The sequence below is a fragment of the Bacillus sp. FSL W8-0629 genome (assembly GCF_038593225.1).
GTDB lineage: Bacteria > Bacillota > Bacilli > Bacillales > Bacillaceae > Bacillus > Bacillus altitudinis.
The window spans coordinates 3,644,173-3,664,007 of record NZ_CP151975.1 but is presented as its reverse complement, the minus strand read 5'-3'; the positions used below and the strand labels follow the sequence as shown (position 1 = coordinate 3,664,007).

Annotated in this window: 16 protein-coding genes and 1 pseudogene; 7 read left to right on the top strand and 10 right to left on the bottom strand. The window is 41.8% G+C overall.

Features of this window, described 5'->3' with window-relative positions:
- Positions 1 to 17 precede the first annotated feature (17 nt).
- From NSQ17_RS18955 to NSQ17_RS18925, 7 genes are all read right to left on the bottom strand, one after another.
- Positions 18 to 1,346: a citrate:proton symporter gene (locus NSQ17_RS18955; protein WP_335364426.1), complete on the bottom strand. Its 1,329-nt coding sequence runs from the start codon at positions 1,344 to 1,346 to the stop codon at positions 18 to 20.
- Positions 1,347 to 1,640: 294 nt separating this feature from the next.
- Complete coding sequence (locus NSQ17_RS18950) at positions 1,641 to 3,707, bottom strand: beta-galactosidase (RefSeq protein ID WP_342467697.1); 2,067 nt, start codon at positions 3,705 to 3,707, stop codon at positions 1,641 to 1,643.
- Between the two features lie 23 nt (positions 3,708 to 3,730).
- A complete protein-coding gene (locus NSQ17_RS18945) occupies positions 3,731 to 4,939 on the bottom strand; it encodes a glycosyl hydrolase 53 family protein (RefSeq protein WP_342467696.1) in 1,209 nt (402 codons plus the stop codon).
- Between the two features lie 11 nt (positions 4,940 to 4,950).
- Positions 4,951 to 5,793: a sugar ABC transporter permease gene (locus NSQ17_RS18940; RefSeq protein ID WP_007497274.1), complete on the bottom strand. Its 843-nt coding sequence runs from the start codon at positions 5,791 to 5,793 to the stop codon at positions 4,951 to 4,953.
- Between the two features lies 1 nt (position 5,794).
- A complete protein-coding gene (locus NSQ17_RS18935; RefSeq protein ID WP_045033662.1) occupies positions 5,795 to 7,033 on the bottom strand; it encodes a sugar ABC transporter permease in 1,239 nt (412 codons plus the stop codon).
- A gap of 145 nt (positions 7,034 to 7,178) precedes the next feature.
- The gene (locus tag NSQ17_RS18930) at positions 7,179 to 8,444 is read right to left on the bottom strand and encodes an extracellular solute-binding protein (protein ID WP_342467695.1); all 1,266 of its coding nucleotides are present in this window, start codon (positions 8,442 to 8,444) and stop codon (positions 7,179 to 7,181) included.
- A 172-nt stretch (positions 8,445 to 8,616) separates the two neighbouring features.
- Complete coding sequence (locus NSQ17_RS18925) at positions 8,617 to 9,612, bottom strand: LacI family DNA-binding transcriptional regulator (protein WP_160758274.1); 996 nt, start codon at positions 9,610 to 9,612, stop codon at positions 8,617 to 8,619.
- A gap of 171 nt (positions 9,613 to 9,783) precedes the next feature.
- Between NSQ17_RS18925 and NSQ17_RS18920 the strand changes: the two genes are divergently transcribed.
- Positions 9,784 to 10,683: a LysR family transcriptional regulator gene (locus tag NSQ17_RS18920; protein WP_025208260.1), complete on the top strand. Its 900-nt coding sequence runs from the start codon at positions 9,784 to 9,786 to the stop codon at positions 10,681 to 10,683.
- A 15-nt stretch (positions 10,684 to 10,698) separates the two neighbouring features.
- On the opposite strand, the gene NSQ17_RS18915 is transcribed toward NSQ17_RS18920, so the two are convergent.
- The 3 genes from NSQ17_RS18915 to NSQ17_RS18905 all read right to left on the bottom strand — a co-directional run bounded on the left by NSQ17_RS18915 (position 10,699) and on the right by NSQ17_RS18905 (position 14,365).
- Complete coding sequence (locus tag NSQ17_RS18915) at positions 10,699 to 12,375, bottom strand: hypothetical protein (RefSeq protein ID WP_342467694.1); 1,677 nt, start codon at positions 12,373 to 12,375, stop codon at positions 10,699 to 10,701.
- Between the two features lie 82 nt (positions 12,376 to 12,457).
- Positions 12,458 to 12,868 (bottom strand): hypothetical protein, encoded by a 411-nt coding sequence (locus NSQ17_RS18910; RefSeq protein ID WP_024720438.1) that lies wholly within the window; start codon positions 12,866 to 12,868, stop codon positions 12,458 to 12,460.
- Between the two features lie 12 nt (positions 12,869 to 12,880).
- Positions 12,881 to 14,365 (bottom strand): lipase, encoded by a 1,485-nt coding sequence (locus tag NSQ17_RS18905; protein WP_342467693.1) that lies wholly within the window; start codon positions 14,363 to 14,365, stop codon positions 12,881 to 12,883.
- 130 nt (positions 14,366 to 14,495) lie between these two features.
- Here NSQ17_RS18905 and NSQ17_RS18900 point away from each other — a divergent pair, with 130 nt between their 5' ends.
- The 6 genes and pseudogenes from NSQ17_RS18900 to gntK all read left to right on the top strand — a co-directional run bounded on the left by NSQ17_RS18900 (position 14,496) and on the right by gntK (position 19,825).
- Positions 14,496 to 15,002: a DUF1433 domain-containing protein gene (locus NSQ17_RS18900; protein WP_327878544.1), complete on the top strand. Its 507-nt coding sequence runs from the start codon at positions 14,496 to 14,498 to the stop codon at positions 15,000 to 15,002.
- 81 nt (positions 15,003 to 15,083) lie between these two features.
- Positions 15,084 to 15,563: a DUF1433 domain-containing protein gene (locus NSQ17_RS18895; RefSeq protein ID WP_342467692.1), complete on the top strand. Its 480-nt coding sequence runs from the start codon at positions 15,084 to 15,086 to the stop codon at positions 15,561 to 15,563.
- Between the two features lie 60 nt (positions 15,564 to 15,623).
- Positions 15,624 to 16,149, top strand: a pseudogene (locus NSQ17_RS18890) (DUF1433 domain-containing protein).
- Between the two features lie 60 nt (positions 16,150 to 16,209).
- On the top strand, positions 16,210 to 17,145 hold the full coding sequence (locus tag NSQ17_RS18885) for a nucleoside hydrolase (RefSeq protein WP_327878542.1): 936 nt from the start codon (positions 16,210 to 16,212) through the stop codon (positions 17,143 to 17,145).
- A 116-nt stretch (positions 17,146 to 17,261) separates the two neighbouring features.
- On the top strand, positions 17,262 to 18,095 hold the full coding sequence (locus NSQ17_RS18880; RefSeq protein WP_034646848.1) for a MurR/RpiR family transcriptional regulator: 834 nt from the start codon (positions 17,262 to 17,264) through the stop codon (positions 18,093 to 18,095).
- Between the two features lie 185 nt (positions 18,096 to 18,280).
- Entirely contained in the window at positions 18,281 to 19,825 is a 1,545-nt protein-coding gene (gene gntK / locus NSQ17_RS18875; protein ID WP_144679013.1) for a gluconokinase, read from the top strand.
- The last annotated feature ends 10 nt before the right edge of the window (positions 19,826 to 19,835 follow it).

Below are 19,835 nucleotides of genomic sequence, written 5' to 3'. Positions count from 1 at the left end.
GCGCATGTCTTTCTTTTTTATATGATGCCAATCAGTTTGGCGATGATGAGTAAAACGATACTGAACCCCCACATCCAAAAGAAGGAGTAGCGGATATGTTTCCCCATATCGACCCCTGCAAGACCGATGGCAAGCCATACAGCAGGTGCAAGGGGGCTGACAAAGGTGCCGATGATATTTCCAATCATCATGGCGTATGCCGCAGATGTCCCTGGCACACCAACCTCTGATGTAATCGATTCGACAATCGGCAATAGTGCATAATAATAGGCATCCGTACTTGTCAGCATATCAAGCGGAACCCCAAATATCCCCACAATGATATGTAAAAATGGCAGTAAGAAAGCTGGCAAAATGTGAATACTGTCTACTGCAATCGCCTTCAGCATGCCCGTTCCTTCAAGAATTCCTAAAAAAGAACCTGCGGAGAAAATTACAGCTGCCATCATTAGTGCACTCGGGGCATGCGCCTTAATTCGCTCCATTTGTACATTCACATTTGGAAAGTTAATCAGAAGTGCTAGTGAAAGACCAATCATAAACATATAACTAGCAGGAATCACGTTCAGCACGAGAAGGACAACAACAGCTAAAAATAGAATGAGGTTGACCCACATTAAGTGATAACGCTTTAAAGACGCATCGCCTGTTTCGCTGATCGATTGAATAGCACGATCCCAATCGGCGCCTTCTAATTGGACAGCAGCTATTTCATTTGCCGCGATTTTCACCCGAATTCGTTTTTCTTCTCTTTTTCCTAAAATGAATGCCATTCCTAATACGAGCACGACCCCGATCAGCTGAATGGGAATAAGCGGTACCCACAGTTCAGATGGGTCCATATTTAGGACACTAGCTGCCCGTCCTGTGGGGCCAGCCCATGGAATCATATTGGTTAATCCAGCACTCGTTCCGATTAACAATAGCAATAAATAAGGACTCATATGTAATTTTTTATAAAGCGGAAGCAGTGCAGGTACAGTTAATAAAAAGGTTGTAGCGCCTGCTCCGTCTAAGTGTGCGATGACCCCAATCAAGGCAGTTCCCATCGCAACTGTGACAACATTCCCTTTTGTCAGCTTGATTAACGCTTTAATTACAGGTTCAAAGAACCCTGTATCTTGTAAAATGCCAAAAAATAAAATGGCGAAGATAAACATGGTCGCCACTGGCAAAACTTTGATAATCCCTTGTTCAAAGAAAGTTTGAATGTCATTGATACCAAATCCTGCGATGAGCGCCCCTATTAAAGGCACCATGACCATGGCGACAATTGGACTTGCTTTCCCCCAAATCAGCAAAACAACAATCGTTAAAATAATCAACAATCCAACAAACGTTAACATAAGCCCCTCCCCCTACAATAAACCGTTTACATTTGTTTGTTTTTTTACCAATGCAATCCCACATTTGCATTGAAAAAAAGAGTATCAAAAATATGAGTATTAGGCAACCGCTTTCATACCTATACAATGGTAAAAAAGGATGGCGGGGCCAATCATGGTGCGGTTTTCAATATGTCAAAAAATTTAGATAAAAAATAATACTTCTATTGATAATCTACTATCGGGAGAAAATATATAGGTATTTAGATTCAACAAAAAGTAAAAAGCGCCCTTTGGATGGACGCTTCTTTCACACTATTTTTTCAAAATAACGTATTCGTAAGGATTCAGTTGTAACTGTTGAGATGTATGCTGTCCAGTCAGCATATTTTCATAGCTTTCCGCTGAATCTAGTGAAATGTTCTGTTGCTGTTCTGTAAAATTCATCATAAACACAAAGTCCTGCGATCCATCTGTTCGTTTCTGGACACTGACTCCCTCTGGAATTGAAGAGGATAGGATCGGTTTTATCCCTATTCCTGTGATGAGATCTTCGTAAAAATCATCATAAAACGCTTGCTCATTTTCAGAAGCCATATAGTATGCTTTCCCTTTGCCAAATGGACGGACAGTAAGGGCGGGCTGTCCTTCATAGCAGCCATTCTCAAAATGCCCTAACACAGAGGCTGATTCTGGGTGAATGGATTCGCAATATTGCCCGACATGGTAGGTGCGTCCATTTCCTGTGGTCATTAAGACGTGTTCATCTGGCATCAATGTGTTGATTTCCTCTGCCCAAACACCAAGTACATGGCGGAGAGGGCCAGGGAAACCACCGAGGAAACAGAGGTCGTTTTCATCGACCATGCCGCTCCAGTATGTTGCCACAAAAATGCCGCCCTCTTTGACAAATGCTTCGATCTTTTCTGCCACGCCTGGTTTGATCATGTAGAGCATTGGCCCCACAAGCACTCGATAGGATGAGAAATCCTTTTCCATCCCGACAATATCAACAGGGATACCCTTTTTCCAGAAACTGCGATAGTGAGTTTGGCAAGCCTCTACATAGCGTTTGTTGGTATTATTTAAGCCTTGCGCATCATCAATTGCCCAATGGTTTTCCCAATCATATATGATGGCGACCTCTGGTTGAACGGATGTACCCGCAATCGGTTGAAGCTGCTCCAGCTGTTTTCCTAAATTAGCGACTTCTTGAAACACACGCGTGTGTTCATGTCCTGAATGATCCACAACAGCGCCGTGGAATTTTTCAGAGGCGCCCCGGCCTTGTCTCCACTGGAAATAAAGGACGGAGTCGGACCCGTGGGCAATCGCCTGCATGGCAGAGAGGTGTGCCATTCCTTTATGCTTCACCTTATTCACTTCATGCCAGTTCACGAGGCTTGGTGTGCTTTCCATCACAAGAAACGGCTGACCGCCCTTTAATGAACGATACAAATCGTGAACGAAGGCGACGTTTGACGCTAATTCTGCAGTGGATTCTCTGCCGCTATGCCATGCTGGATAGCTATCCCATGAGATCACGTCGACTTCTTTTGCAAATTGATGATAATCCAGTCCAAGAAATGGACGCATATGCGGATAGTCGCCCATAAAATTGGTGGTTACTGGCACATGAGGTGTTAATTCTCGTAGTGGTTCAATTTCATTTTGATAAAAATTGATCGTTTGTGCTGTGACAAAACGCTTCCAGTCTAGGTTCATGCCATGAATCATGTGCTCCCCGTGCGGTGCAGGTGACTCGATTTGCGACCAATCGGTAAAGGTGTGGCTCCAAAATCCCGTCCACCATGCTTGATTCAAAGCTTCAAGGTCATGGTTGTATTTGTCTTTCAAATAGTCTCTAAATGCTTCTTGGCAAAGATCACAATGACATTCACCGCCGTATTCATTTGAAATGTGCCACATGATCAGCGCTGGATGGTCCTTGTAGCGTTCAGCAAGCAAACGATTGAGTGTATTCGTTTTTTCTCGATAAACCGGTGAGGTGAAGCAATGATTATGGCGAAGTCCGTGTAAGTTGCGCTGGCGGTTTGCTTCAACGCGTAAGACTTCTGGATATGTTTGCGAGAGCCAAGCAGGTCTTGCTCCGCTTGGCGTGGCGAGAATGGCGTGAGCTCCCTGCGCTGCCAAGCGGTCCATGATATCATCCAGCCAGGCAAAATCATATTCCCCTTCTTTTGGCTCGAGCTTGCTCCAAGCGAAAATGTTGATAGAGAATGTTTGACAGTGTGCAAGCTTCATTAATCGAAAATCTTCGTCAATGATCTCCGGCATATGAAGCCATTGATCAGGATTATAGTCGCCACCATGCAAAAAGCCTTTCACATTTGGGTGAACGAGTGGGTAACGCTTTCCCATTTTGTCACGTCCTATCTGTTTAATTACGGTGTCATTTGTTTAAATACATCAAGAGAAGGCAGGGCTTTTCCGTTGAAATCAAACATGGCCTGATTTTCCCAAGCATTCCCGACTGTGCCGGTTGTTTGAATATAAGCGAGCCCGTATTGACTAGACCATGGCGCACCTTTTGCTGGAATCCAAAGCGGCTCCCAATAAAAGAACCCTTTCCCGCGATTGTTTTTTACTTGTGAAATTTTTTCTGATAGATCTCGTATAAAAGATGCCTGCCCTTGTGGTGATGCTGGATAACCGGCCGTATTGACTGAATCTTGGTTAAATGAGTTATCGAGGTTGTCACCATTTGCTGTTGTAAAGCCGTAGGCGGTTTCTACCACGATGACATCCTTGTTATAGCGGGCGCTAATATCATTCATGTTGTTAGTAAGATCGCTAAATCCCCCGTCCCAATACGGGTAGTAAGATAAACCGATCGTATCGAACGAAACGCCTCGTTTGGTGATTTCATCAAACCACCAGCGAGATGCGCCATTGTCCCCTCCATGTGCAAGATGAAGCATGACTTTGATGTTTGAATCGACAGAGCGGACAGCATTTGTCCCCGCTTTTAGCAAAGCAGCGAGTCGGTCAAATTCACCGCCGCCTTCACCCCAGCTCTTTCCGTTCGGCCAAAGCATACCTGAATTTAATTCATTCCCGACCTGTACCATATTTGGTAGGGCATTTTGTGCTTTCATCGCTTTAAGTACATCGCTTGTGTAAGTGCCAACAGCTTTTTCTAAATCGCTTTGGGAGAGATTGGTCCAAGCTTTCGGTTTGAACTGTTTACCGGGATCGGTCCAGAAATCACTGTAGTGAAAATCAAGCAGCACTTTCATATTTTGTGCTTTTGCACGTTTCGAGAGAGAAATGGCGGTATTTAAATCGTTTGTCCCCCCGTTATAGGCACGGCCTTGGTTGTCGTATGGATGGTTCCAGAGTCTGATGCGCACATAGTTGACACCTTTCTCTTTTAATAGCTTGAGCGGATCAACCTGCTGCCAATTTTGGTTGTAGTATTTGCCGCCGCTTCGCTCCACTTCTGCGAGCATGGAGATATCGGCTCCTTTGATGAAATCACCTTGCAATCCATTGATCGGTTTCACCGAAATCGTATCAGCCTTTGCTTCAGGCAGAATACCTAACCCCATCAGAAAGAAAACGACAACAGTGACAAGCAACCATTTCTTCATCAAATCTCCCCTTATCCTTTTGTCCCGCCTTGTGTGAGGCCGGATACAAATTGTTTTTGTAAAACAAGAAACAATAAAGCAACTGGAATCGCAATGAGTAAAGCCCCTGCTGCAAAGGTCGTGTAGCTGGCACCCATTTTGTCTGATACAAGATTGTATAGACCGATTGGGAGCGTATACATTTCGGGTGAGCGGACAATGACACTGGAGATAATGAAATCACCGAGCGGTCCTGTAAATGAGTTGATGGCAACAACGGCTAAAATCGGCTTGGCAAGTGGCATAATAATTTGGATGAAAATCCGGAAATGCCCTGCGCCATCCATTCTGGCTGATTCATCGAGATCCTTTGGAATCGCATCAAGATAGCCTTTCATTAAATACGTATTCATCGGAATTTGTCCGCCTGCATAAATCAAAATCAATGCAAGATGGCTGTTAATGAGTCCAAGCATTTGAGCCAATACAAATATGGCAATCAGCGCTGAAAATTGAGGAATCATTTGCAGCAGCAAAAAGAGCATCAGTCCATTCTTGCGTCCTTTGAATCGGAACCTAGAAAAGGCATAACCTGTAAAGCTGACAAGGATCAACGTTAAGAGCATAGTCGCAATACTGATTTTCATTGAGTTCCAATACCATTTTGCATAAAGTGCTCCCTGACCGAAGAAGAGTTCTGTAAAGTGGCTGAACGTTGGATTCTTCGGAAACATGCTTGTGCTCATCAGGCTGTTCCCAGGATTAAAGGAAGCGCCGATCGTCCAAAGGAGTGGATATAGAATACAAACGGAGGCAATGAAAAGGATGAAATAGGTGATACTCAGGCGAATGAGCTTATTTTGTTTTGATCCCATATCACATCATGTCCTCCTCTTTGAATGAATTCGTTCTCTTAAACTGCCAAAGTGCAATGGCAATGACGAAGATTGACAGTAAGATCGTAACAGCGGCAGCGAGTGCATATTGAGAAGACTGCATCGTCAGTTTGTAAATCCAAGACACCAAGATGTCTGTGCCCCCCGCTGTAGATCCAGCAACAGGTGGCCCCCCGCCATTAAATAAATAGATGATATTAAAGTTGTTAAAGTTAAACGTATATTGCGTGATTAATATAGGTGCAATTGAATAGAGGACAAGCGGTAATGTAATGGAACGGAATTTCTGAAAGAAATTTGCCCCATCAATGGTTGCAGCCTCGTATAAATCTTCAGGAATGGCCTGCAAAACGCCAGTTGTCATAATGAACACAAAAGGAAAACCAAGCCAAGTCTGCATCGCAATAAGAGCGATTTTGCTCCAAAATGGATCTGTCAGCCATGGTTTTGGATCAATTCCAATCGATGCAAAAAGGGTATTGTTGATCGCACCAAACGTGTCGTTAAACAATCCAGCAAACACCAAAATGGTCACAAATCCTGGAACAGCCCACGGCAGAATCAAAATCGTTCTGAAAAACCGTTTTCCTTTTAAATCTTTTTGATTGAGCAGAACCGCTAGGAAAATGCCGACAGCACATTGAAGGGTCGATGCAGCCAACGTCCATACGACCGTCCAGCCTAGTACATCAATGAATGTGTCTCTCCAAATATCGATTGAAAAGATATTTTGAAAGTTTTTGATGCCTACCCAATCAATGAGATTGGCAGGAGGCGAGTGGTATAAATCATAGTTTGTAAAGGCCAGCGCAAAGCTGAACATAATAGGAAAGACAACAGAGAATAGAAGTAAAAAGAAAGCAGGAGTGCTCATTAAGTAAGGAAAGCCTTGATCAATGAGCTGATGGTATTGAGCACGGATGGAATGAAGCGGAACCCCTTGATCACGTTTCTTTCCGTTCATAAATGCATCTCGTATCATGAGTACATAAAAACCGATGCCAAATCCAGCTGTTAAAAGTGCAATAATTCCTTTTGCTAAAAGGAAAACAGAGTTGTCACGAGGCAGCATCGTACCAAGTGTGAACAGCCCCCAGAAGCCAATATTGAATAAATCATAAAACACAAGTAGAAAAGAAACGCCAAACAGGAAAAAGAGTGCCCCTTTGCCATACTGTTTGTTGTATATTTGCCCCATCCCGGGTATAAGAGAGAACATTAGCGCCCGTCTCCGGTGTGTCTTTGATTCCACTATGTGTGTGCGGTCTAGTTCAAGGTTACCCGTCACGTTTAACACCTACTTCATATGAAATTAGATCAAGTGCAGGCAGCATGATAGATGAACAGCTACCTGCGCTTGATGTTTATTTGGAGTGATTCGCTTTAATTTGCGAGTCGATTTGTTTAACCGCATCATCAAATGCCTTTTTCACATCGGTACGGCCAGTCGCAATCAGCCCTAATGCGCTGTCAATCGGCTTCCACACCTCTGCCATCTCTGGATTGTTCGGTGTCAGCGTGGCATATTTCGTTTGCTTTGAAACAGCATCCGCATTAGCGTTTTCAGTAATGACTGGGTCTTTCATCAGCTTTTTCACTGGTGGAATTTCCTCTGTTACTTCAAAGCGCTTTTTCGAATTTTTTTCGTTCGTGATAAACTCAACAAATTTCTCGGCAAGTTCTTTATTTTTAGAATAAGAGGAGACGTTGTAGCTCTTTACACCTAAGAACGAGCTCATATGTTTTCCGTTAGGGAGTGTTGGCAGTTCCGTCACGCCATAGTCGATACCCGCTTCTTTATAAGGACCAAATGACCATGGACCAGAAATGACAGCCGCCGCCTTTTTCTCAGTGAATAAGGAATTGAGGACATTGATTCCTTGCTCACCAATGATACCTTTCGGGAAAAGTCCTTCGCTAAAGAATGTCTGAATGTATTTTCCGCCTTCGATGGCACCATCGTTATTAAGACCAATATCATTGACGTCATAAGAACCATCGTTTTTCTGTTTGAAAATATAGCCACCTGAACCGCCTAATACACTTTGTGCGTAGTAAATTTCATCCCACTTCGCAACAAAACCGTATTTCCCGTCCTTTGTCAGCTTTTTCGAAAGGTCATACCAGTCATCGAGTGTCGTTGGTGCCTTTTTGACAAGGTCTTTGTTATAGAAAAGCACAGTGGTTTCAACGGATTTTGGCAGGCCATATAGCTTACCATCTATCGTTTGTGATTGAATCGATTCGTCTGTGAAGGAATTGATCACTTTTTCATCTGGTTTGATTTCTTGTAACAATCCCTCTGTGACAGCTGATCCAATTTGGTCGTGAGGCATGGTGATGACATCTGGACCAGTGCCGGCTGCGCCATCAAGACGAAGCGCTTCAATTTGGTCGGCATATGCTTTTTCGACCACTTTGACTTTCACGTCGTTTTGTTTTTCAAATTCTTTGACGGCGTCTTGAATCCCATCAGACTTTTTGACATCCTCCCACACTAGCAAGGTCTTTGTACCTGTAGATGCCGGCAGTGTACCGCTTGAATTGTCATCTCCTGGTCCGCATGCTGACAGCAGCAGCACAGCAGTACCAACGACTGCCGATAATGTCGCCCATTTTCCCTTTTTCATTCGTAATCCCCTCTCGTTCTTTTTTCACAGATGATAAGAAAACGCTTTCTTAATGTGAGAATATCAACTTGAGTAAAAAAAGTAAACACATTTTATTAAATTTATTAAGTAAAATTTTTTACTGAAATAAAGAGAAAAGAAGCCCACCATATACGGCAGGCCTTCCAGCTGTTTATATCGTGCTTTTCCGAAAGACAGGTTCTGAGGCAATCAGCACGGTTTTTGGTAATGTTCTGCCATCAACAAGTCTTTCTAAAAGTAAATCGACAGCTGTTTCGCAAAGTAAAGAGGTATGGATGTGATAAGTTGTGAGCGGTGGTGACACATATTGAGAGACGTGAATATCGTTGATACTAAAGACACTCACTCGATTTGGTAAAGAAAAACCGCGTTCATTTAATGCTTGTAAACAACCTATCGCAAGAGGATCACTTGCGACACAAAAAGCGGTTGGCAGGTGATCGCCGAGCTCGTCGATCGCCTTCATCATCAATGAATAGCCTTCATCTACAGAGAAGTGGTGACCGATATAGACCAATTGTTCATCCAGTTTGTTGTGTGCTGTCATGTACTGGCGGAAGGTCGTTTCACGAATATCTGGAATCCACCTATTTGTATTGAGATCAAGATCTGTCCCGCCAATAAATCCGATGGATGTGTGCTGTTTTTCGATAAAAGAATCGATAATCTTTTCTACAATTCGTTTCAGGTTTGGTTTCACAGAATCAAAGCGGTCTTCATCTGGTGATGTATCAATAAAGACAATATGTTTTGTGATCGCATATAATTGATCAAGCTCAGTTTTTTTAAATCGACCGATGGCGATGATGCCTTCTGTAGAAGGATCAATCGATTGAAGACCATCAGATGGGTTGTAAGCGGTAACATTTAAGCTTCTGGTATTGGTGAGTTCCTCAATGCCTAGACGAATGGATTTGAAATAAATATCTTCAAGCTCTTCTTTTTCGGTCATCCAATAGAGAAAGGCAATTTTTTTTAGTGAATGTTTAAATGTCTTTTTTTGATAGGACAAAGCTTCTGCTGCCGCGTATACTCTCTCTCGTGTTTGATCCGTAACCGATAGGTTGGGATCTTGGTTCAGTACGCGAGACACGGTGGCGATGGATAATCCGGCTTTTTCCGCAATGTCCTTTATTTTAGCTGCCAAGTCAGCACCTCCTATAGAAAATATCTCCTTTCAGTATAGAGTCTTTAAAAAAATTAGTAAATATTTTTATTAAATTGATTGGTTTAGGCTGTTCTTTACGAGTTGGAAAGGAATTAGTAAGATATATGTATTGAAGATGTAGGATTAAGATTTCTGATAGGAGAGGGACAGATGTATTATGATGCACTGAAGACATTTGTGACAGTGGTAGAAGAGAAAAACTTTACAAAAGCAGCTCAGAAGCTACGGATTTCTCAACCGAGTGTCAGTCTTCACATTAAGAACTTGGAGCAGGAATTTCAGACGGTTCTGCTCAATCGTTCGCCAAAGCAATTAACGGTGACGCCAACTGGGGATATGCTGTACCATCGATCAAAACAAATCATTCGTTTATATGAACAGGCGAAGCAGGATATTTATGAGCATCATCATCTGGCACGAGGGAAGCTCACGATTGGAGCGAGTTTTACCATTGGGGAGTATGTGCTGCCGCAAATTTTGGCACAATTTCATCAGCTCTATCCGCATGTTGATATTGAAGTAGTCATTGATAATACAGAGGCGATCGCTAGACATGTTCGGTTGTTCCATGTCGACATCGGACTAATCGAAGGACAAACCAATGACAAAGAACTCTCTGTAGAAACGTTCCTAGAGGATGAACTGTATATCGTTGCCCCATTAGACCATCCGTTTGCAAAGAAAAAGGATGTCACCATTGATCAATTGCAAAATGAAACATGGATCACAAGAGAAGAAGGATCTGGGACAGGAGAATACTTACAGCATGTCCTGAAATCAAATGGACTGAAAGCGCGGACCTTTGTGACATTTAGCAGCAATCAAGCGATTAAAGAAGCTGTCATTCATGGAATGGGGCTGTCTGTTTTATCTAAATATGTCCTCCAGCGGGGCAGCATTGGCGGGGAATTGGCTGTCATTTCTGTGAGGGGAATGGACTTTAAACGGACATTTTCCTATGTCGAATCCCCGATGACAGGTGGGAATAAAAATAAGGAATTGCTTGTTGAGTTGTTGAGAAAAGAGAAAAAAGACGCTTCTCCGCAGTAGGAGAAACGTCTTTTTTTATAATCCTTTGATGTTGATTTCATCGACTGGGAGGAAAATCTCACCTGTATCTGTGTACTTCATGTTGACTTGATCGCCTTCTTTTAAATAAATAATAAGAGGCTCTTTTTCAGATGACATGGTGTAGTTTTTCCCATCGTCTAGTAAGAAGGTGACGGTTGTATAATCACCGGTCTTTTCCTTATACACCCTCTTCACTTTGCCTGTTGACTCTTTCTTTTCTTGCTTTGATGAACTATTGACGGTACCGCCGCCTTTTTGAAGAGCTGTTTTATAGGCTCTTAGTGCTTCATTTGGTGTAGAAGCGTATGCGGCGATTTCAGGATTGGCTGCCGAAACAATAAAGTAGTTTTGCAGGAACCCGTTTGAATCGAGAACAGGTGTAAGCCAGCTGGCTTCCCCGTAGAAATTATAAAGAATCGGCATGCGGCCCTTCCATTTCTTCTCGATAAATCGTTTCTCAATAATTTGCAAAGCTCCCTGTGAATCCATGTAGGATTCTTCAAGATTACCCGTATAATACGTGGCTTTTCCTGTTCGGGCATTTGTTAGTGCATACCCGAGCATGGAATCAACGCCCTCTTTTGGACTGGTGAAATCTGTGAAGTAATACATATCCCCTTTTGAATCAAACACCGGACTTACATTGGCTTCAGTCCCCTCATCTGAAGGCAGCTTCACATCTGATTTTCCAAAGAGGCTGTTCCAGAAACCATGTACATAGTTGCCGAAGTAACTATTCTGCAGACTGACGGCCTCTGGCGACACAGCGCCATCAATAAAGGCTGGTACTTTGTCTAAGGCGTATTTCTTCGTTGCACCTGTTTTGGCATCCACAACAACCACACCTGAAGCTTTAAACCCGTTTCGTGCAGAGATGAAATCTCCAAATGTTTGGATGTAATAAGGCTTGCCATCATCATTGATCTCCAGCTGCGTGTCTCCATAGAAAATCAAATCTGGGTACTGAAGACGGATATGCCGCTCAATTTCCTTATTGAAATAGGAAGAAGGCGTATAGACCATCTCGGTTTTCACAAACTTTGGATTGGCAGATGAGTCGGTCGCACTTAGTGTAAAGTAACCCGGTGTGCTACCAGAACGAATCCATTTAAAGAAATCGGAGAACTCGACGGGTGCGATATACACATACTCACCATTGACCTTCTGAATTTGCAAGCTGCCAAGCTCGTAGTAACTCGTGTTTGGCACCTGCCCGAACGATTTCTTCATCTTATTGCGAGCAAATTGCGGTGGTACACTCGCAGGTGTCTCTGTCTCATCGAACGCTTTGATTTCGACTTTTTGCTCCATTTTAGACACGTCGAATTTCTCATTTGCATTAAATAGAAAAGCGGTTGCCATATAAACACCGAGCAGCAATAATATGAGAAATAAAACGCCCTTGATCTTCCGCTCCAATCCCACTGATAAAAAGGCACCTGCTGCTGTCACAACAAGTCCAATGAGCCACAGTGATGATGGGTTGCGGTCTAAATTGGTGATGTAGTAGAAGCCGAAAATCCCGATGATAAACAGCAGTGCCAGTCCCGCAATCCACATAAGCGGCACCTGTTGTTCAGTCCCTTTCTTTCTAACGATTAACCTGAGTGGTGTGAGCAAAAGGGTCAGGACAAGACCGATCACAACCGAAAATAACAACATATATCCCACAAACAGATCTCCTTTCAAATCAATCACTCTTTTAGTATATACGAGTGAGGCGTGGAAAAGATTCACCGGATGGCAGGTTCATTTAAATGCCGATCGAATCAATGGCGGATTGAACATCTTCCTTCAGCTCAAAAAATGTGAGTCTTTTTTCAATTTTTTCGATTAAGGCGTCAATGGCTTCACCTGACATATGGGTTTGGATGTTCCTTTGATGTTTGTACACGTTAATCAGAAGGTCATCAATCAGATCTACTATTTTTTTGGCTTCTTGGCGATCCTCTGCAAATTCATTTTGAAGTTGATGCCGGATGGCTCTGATCAGCGCTGTTTTCTGTTCTTCTTTGATCTTTGCCTTCAAAGCAGCCAGCTCTGCTGGTGTCATGTCTTCCGTGTTAAAGTTTGCTTGAGAGAAGATGGAGCTTGATGTATGCGTATCTGTCACTCTCTGCAAAAAACGATCTGCGTCTGTTGGTTGTTTCTTTGAAAATTCCATTTGTCGTACTCCTTAAGAAATACCCATATTCTTGGCAAGGGTTGTATCTGCATCGTGGTATTGTTTTCCTAGCTGGCTCATATCATCTGATATTGAATCCATCCACCTTTTCATATCCATCGCATGATCAATCGCTGCATCATACTTTTTGACCGAATAGAACTCATTTTCAAGACCCTCTGTTTTTAAGTGGCGAATCACAGCATCCACATCTGAAGCCGTCAGCTGATCATACGAGCCAAAACCGACAATTTGTTTGTATCTTGAACGGACGCGTTCCACCGATTGATCCACTTTGTCATCGAGTTTCTCAATTTTACGAATGATTTGCTGCATATGGTGCTCGGCATATGTAGAGAATTTACGACCTGTGTTCATGAGAACATGCGACTTGATTAAAATCGCTACCACACTTTGCGGATGGACATTTGATTGGCTCAATTGATGTAACATGGCGGCAGTGAGAGAAGGGTTTTTTCTCAACATATCATCAATGTTTTGAACGGAGCCATCTGACGAAAAGGAATACCGGTCTAAGCCATGGCTGCCGGCGAGGGCTTCAAGAAATAAATTCGCATCAAGTGAAGGGTTCACACTCATTGCCCGATTGAGGAGATTTTTCATAAATTGGACGGCCTTTGAGGAGTCCTCAGTGTAATCGACGCCTTCAGGTAAAGCGGCATCATACATCACTTTCACACGACCGATTTCTGTCGTATGACGATTTAAGAGAGATAGCCCGTCATTGAGATTGATATATTCTGTTAATCTACTACGGTAATCACCTTTTAATGCTTTGGCTTGCAGACCATCCGATAGATTTGGGTAAATATTCGGATTCTCAAAGGTGACCCCGCCTTGAATAAAATCATTTTTGACAAGAACATAAGAAGCATTTGACCCGCCAAGTGAATGCCCTGTCACATACATCTTCGCATTCGGCATTTTCTTATGGATCTCTTTTGCATACCGGTCCGCCTGCACCATTTGATTCTCTGCACCGTGTTCAAAGGGGATATTTTTAATCAAATACTTCGTATCTGAAATCAACCAATCTTGTACAATCTCATTTGTATAGGTCGTTGTCCCTGTCGTCACTTTCGTCGTGACTTCCTTTGACGTCTCTGACTGGCTAAAAGGAGGCAGCTTTGTCAAAATGGTAGAAAGAAGATCATCTGACTCTTTTTTTCCATGTTTTTTAATGGTATCTTTATATTGGCCTGCGCCAATTGGTTCTGAGCCGCGGTAGGCGATGACGGCGTTTTTAATTTTGGTGAGGTCTTTTCCGCCATCGGAGCGCTCGAAATCAATCTCGGATACAAGGGTTAGTGCATTAAGACCTTTTTTTGTCTCTTGATAGTCAACAACATACATTATTTGACCATTACTAATTTCTATCTCTTGAGAGTGCTTATAGTTTTTAATTGCATAAGATTTTGATGATATTTCTTTATAATCTTCGTCAGTAAGCTTAAATTGATTTGATTTAATGGGCAATAATAACACTCCTGTTATATTTATCTATGTTAATTATATTATAGGTTGGTATAAATATCTATTATAAATACATGGCTTATTATACAAAAAAGAGCAAGTATTATATCAATAAAAGGTGGATATTGTATAAATGAAAAACACAATTAAAATTATATGTGTTCTAGTTCTCGTCGTAGTTATCTCGGTGATGTTAATTATTCTAAACTTTGATAAGAAAAAAGAAACAAACGATGCAGGAGGAAAAAATATCGTGGAAGAAAGAGAAAAGAGTGATCAAGAAATAGCAGAAGATTTTGCAGAGAAGATGAAACCTAAGGTTGAAGAGCACTTGCACAAAAGAGATATTCATAAATTTATTAAAACCATAACGTTTGAAAAAGATGTGACCATCAATCCTATGGGGGATATTATAATCGATGGCTATATAAATAATGAACCGGAGAAGTACGGATTTTCAGCTTCTTTACAATATAGAGCTAAAAAAATAGGTTCAATGAGTTATGATCCTGAGTTGTCATATCGTTTTAAAGATTGGGATAAATTTAAAGATGAACCAGAATTAAAGAAAAACTATCTTAAACGACTCTCTGAAAAAGAACGAGAGCAATATCTCAAAGATATTGGCGAAAAAGAGTAAAACAGGGACTAGCCTACCTGTTTTTATTTTGTCAAATTCAATAGTCAGCTGATTAAAGTTCATTAAGGAGTTTGGCTTTTTATGAAAAATATCATGAAATTTTCTATCATAATTGTGGTCGCCGTCATCACCGTAACTGTGTTTGTTGTAGAGTACATTCATCAGAGTTTTTCAGATGAAGTAGTGCAAGAGAAAAGCGATCAAGAAAAGGCCGAAGAATTCGCAGAAAAGATGAAACCAAAAATTGAAGAATATTTACATGAAAAAGATATTCACAATTTTATTAAAACCATCACATTTAAAAAAAATGTATCTATAAGCCCTATGGGTTATGTCACAGTTGATGGATATATAAATAAAGATGCAGAAAAATATCATTTTTCTGCATCATTAATATACAAATCTAATGAAATAGGTTCGATGAGTCATTCTCCTGATTTATCATATCGCTTTAAAGACTGGGATAAATATAAAGATGAGCCTGAAATAAAGGAAAACTATCTTAAACGACTCTCTGAAAAAGAACGTGAACAGTATCTTAAGGATATTGGGGAGGAATAACAAAAAGTTAATGAATTACCTTTTTTATTTTTCATTATTAAGAAGGTGGCAACGGTAGACATGAAAAACACAATAAAACTTGTATCTGTTTTGATCGTTATCATCATTGTTTCAGTGACTTCGTTAATCACTTAGCACAATAAGCAAAGTAAATCAAATGATGTGGGTAAAAGAAAAGAGCGATCAAGAAAAAGCAGAAGAGCTCGCAGAAAAAATGAAGCCTAAAATAGAAGAATGTTTACGCAAAGAAGACATCCATCACTTTATTAAGACCATAACGTTTAAGAAGAGAGTAACTATTGATCCAATGGGCTACATCGTAATTAGAGGATATATAAATGATGAGCCGGAGAAGTATGGTTTCTCAGCTTCTTTACAATATAGAGCTAAAAAGATCGGTTCAATGAGTTATGACCCTGAATTATCAGACCGCTTTATAGATTGGGAAGAATATAAAGATGAGCCGGAAGTGAAAGAAAATTATCTTAAAAGTTTTACTAAGGAGGAACGTGAACAGTATCTGAGAGACATTGGAGAAAAAGAGTGGAAAATATCCGTTAGCCGTATGTTCTTTAACAAACGATGACCAAAGTAATATGCTATCATTCCCCTAACAACAATTACAAACAAGGGAGAGCTTTCAAACATGGCAAATAAAAAGAAATTGATCTTGGATGTAGACACTGGAATTGATGATGCGATTGGTATTTTGCTTGCAGTGAAAAGTAAGCGGTTTGATATGTTGGGGATCACAACGGTGTGCGGGAATGTGTCTGTTGAAGCGGCGACGTTGAATACGTGTAAAGTGCTTGAGTTGGTTGAGGCAGAGGAAATCCCTGTCATCAAAGGTGCAGTAACGCCTCTTTTGAGAGCCCCTCATTATGAACATCGGGTGCATGGGGAGGATGGAATTGGCGGCGCTTTAAAAGATGTCGAGCCTAAGAAGACCGCAGATGAAGGTTTTGCGCCTGATTTTATCATTGACCAAGTGCTGAAGTATTCGAAGCAGGTTACGCTTGTGTTGACAGGACCGTTAACGAATTTAGCCCTTGCGGTAAAAAAATGCCCTGAGCTGATTCATCACGTGAAAGAAGTCATTTTTATGGGGGGTGTCGTGCAGGGACAGGGGAATGTCACACCGGTTGCGGAATTTAATACATATGCAGATCCAGAAGCGGCGAAATTGGTGCTGGAGGCTGGTTTCCCTTCATTGACTCAAGTAGGGCTGGATGTCACGAGACAGGTCTTGTTAACGGATGAGAGAATTAATACCATTCAAAATGAAACGTTAGCTAGTTATATCAGAGAGAGCACAAGCATTTACCGCCAGCGCTATTTTGAGCGGAATGGGATGTGGGCATGTGCCATGCATGATCCGCTTGCTGTAAGTCTTGCAATTGATAAACAACTTGTGAATACACAGGTTTTTCATGTAGAAGTGGAGACGAAGAGTGAGTTCTGCGATGGTCAAATGATATGTGATTTTCAGCATCAATGGGGAAAAGATCGCAATCTTCAAGTGTGTATGGATGTAGATGCTGAAGGGTTTTTTGATTTAATGATCAAAGTCTTGAATTCTTAAAAAAGAAGTCTGTGCAAACAGGCTTCTTTTTTATAAGATGGGAACATGAGGAAATGTATGCGCTCACATAAATGAGGAAGGAGTGAAGTCAATTGGCTTCTGTCAGTTTAAGTAGTATGGATAAGATAAGGGCAGCAAGCAGAGGATTGCCGCCAAAACTGAAAGCAATTGCTGAGCACATTACGAGTGAGCCCCGCGACATCATCCATTTGTCAATTGTCGAGCTTGCCAAAAAGACAGCGAGCTCAGAGGCAACGATTTTTCGTCTTTGTAAAAGGCTTGGATTTGAGGGGTATCAAGATTTGAAGATTGCTATTGCCCAGGAAATAGACCAAACGAAGCCTGATTATGTAGATGAAGAGATGAGTCTTGACGATGATACTGCCGTTTTTATGCAAAAGGTATTTCAGGCGAACATCACTGCATTAAAGGATAGTTTTCAATTGTTGAATCCAGAAGATGTAGAAAAAGCCGTACAATTAATCCATGAAGCAGAGCGCTTAGAGTTTTATGGCAGTGGTGGGTCTGGACTCATCGCCACAGATGCTTTTCACAAATTTATGAGAACAGGCATCAACTGTATTGTTCATACAGATTCTCACTTTCAAGCGATGTCGGCAGGTCTGCTTGATCAAAAGAGCACAGTGCTTGGTATATCTCATTCTGGTCGAAATAAGGATTTACTGGATGCGATGAAAACAGCTAAGGAAAAAGGAGCGAAAACCATTGGCATTACAAGCTATCAGCGTTCTCCATTGAGTCAGCTTGCAGATGTCACGCTGTATACATCAACGCAAGAAACGGCTTTCCGAACGGAAGCGATGTCTGCTAGGCTTGCCCAGCTTACTGTGATTGATGTGCTATATTTTGCGCTTGCACATTTAAGGCAGCAGGAAACATTAACAAACTTAAAGCAAATGAGAGAAACCATTTCTCAAAAAAGAGTGTAATGGTTTCAAAAATAAATTTTTCTATTAGTGAAAAATGCTGTTGTGGTAACGATTCTAAGGTTTTAAATGAAAATTATTTTCTTTTTGGTCGTTGAATGTCGAAAAAAATATTCCTATAATGGGATTTATCAGGTACACCGGCACCACGACACTTTATTTCAAATCAATGATTGGGCGTGATACAGATGAAGGGAAACCAGGCGGTAATTGGTTTGGATATTGGAACAACAAGTACAAAGGCGGTTCTATTTGGACCACAGGGGAAAGTCATATCAAAGCATTCTGTTCCTTATGACCTCATTCACCCCCAGCCAGCATGGGTTGAGCAGAACCCTGAACATATTTTAGATGCTGTGATTGCGAGTGTAAGAGGCGCATTGACGAAAGCAACATTTGATGCAAAAAACCTCATAGGTGTGGGAATTAGTACGGCGATGCATTCCTTAATCGTCATGGATGAGAATGGAAAAGCATTAACAAACAGTATCATTTGGGCTGATAACAGAAGTGCAGAACAAGCGAAACGAATCATAACGGACTTAGATGGCTTTCAAATTTATAAAAGAACCGGAACACCGATCCATCCAATGTCACCGCTTTCAAAAATACGATGGATCAAGGAAATGACACCTGACGTCTTCAATCAGGCAGCAAAATTCATTTCCATCAAAGAGTATGTTCTTTATCATTTCTTCGGTCAGTATGTGGTCGATTATTCAATCGCATCAGCAACAGGACTGTTCCGATTGGAAACGCTTCAATGGGACGAGGAGGCACTACGTATTGCAGGAATTCAGGTGAATCAGCTGTCTGAACTTGTTCCAACGACGCATCAGCTGCGTGGGCTTCAGCCAGAAATTGCGCTGCGAATGGGCATTGAAGAAGATACACCATTTGTTGTGGGTGCAAATGACGGTGTACTAGCGAATCTTGGTGTTGGTGCGATTGGCAAAGGTGAGGTAGCAGTCACGATTGGGACAAGTGGTGCAGTACGTACAGTCGTAGATCAGCCAATTACAGATGAGCAATCAAGAACATTTTGCTATGCATTGACGGACAAGCATTGGGTCGTCGGAGGACCGACCAATAACGGCGGAATTATGCTGAGATGGCTCAAGGATGAATTTGGGTCTTCCGAGGTGGAGGTAGCAAAGCGTCTAGGTGTAGACCCTTACGATCTGATGATTGATATTGCAGAGAAGGTTCCAGCTGGCTCAGAAGGACTGCTGTTTCTTCCATTTTTAACAGGTGAGCGTGCACCTTATTGGAATCCAAACGCAAGAGGCACGTTCTTCGGGATCGGTCTTCAGCATAAGCGCGAGCACTTTATTAGAGCCGTGTTAGAAGGCGTCATTATGAGTGTTTTCTCGATCGGTGTGGCACTAAGAGATTTAACAGGTCCAGCGAAGGATGTCAGGGCTTCTGGTGGATTTGCGAGATCCCCTCTATGGCGACAGATTTTGGCGGATACGATGGGCAGAGAAGTGCTCGTTCCAGAAAGCTACGAGGCTTCCGCACTTGGGGCGGCTGTCCTTGCACTTCATAGTTTAGGTCATATGGAAGAGATAGAAGAGGTGCAGGAATGGATTCGTATTTCTGCCCGCCATGAACCAAATATGAAGAACAATGAAACATACATAGAGCTGTTTTATTTATATGAGCGTCTCTATGACAAACTGAAGGATGAATTTGATGTCATTAGTGCGTTGCAATTAAAACAAAATCGTTAAACATCGGGGA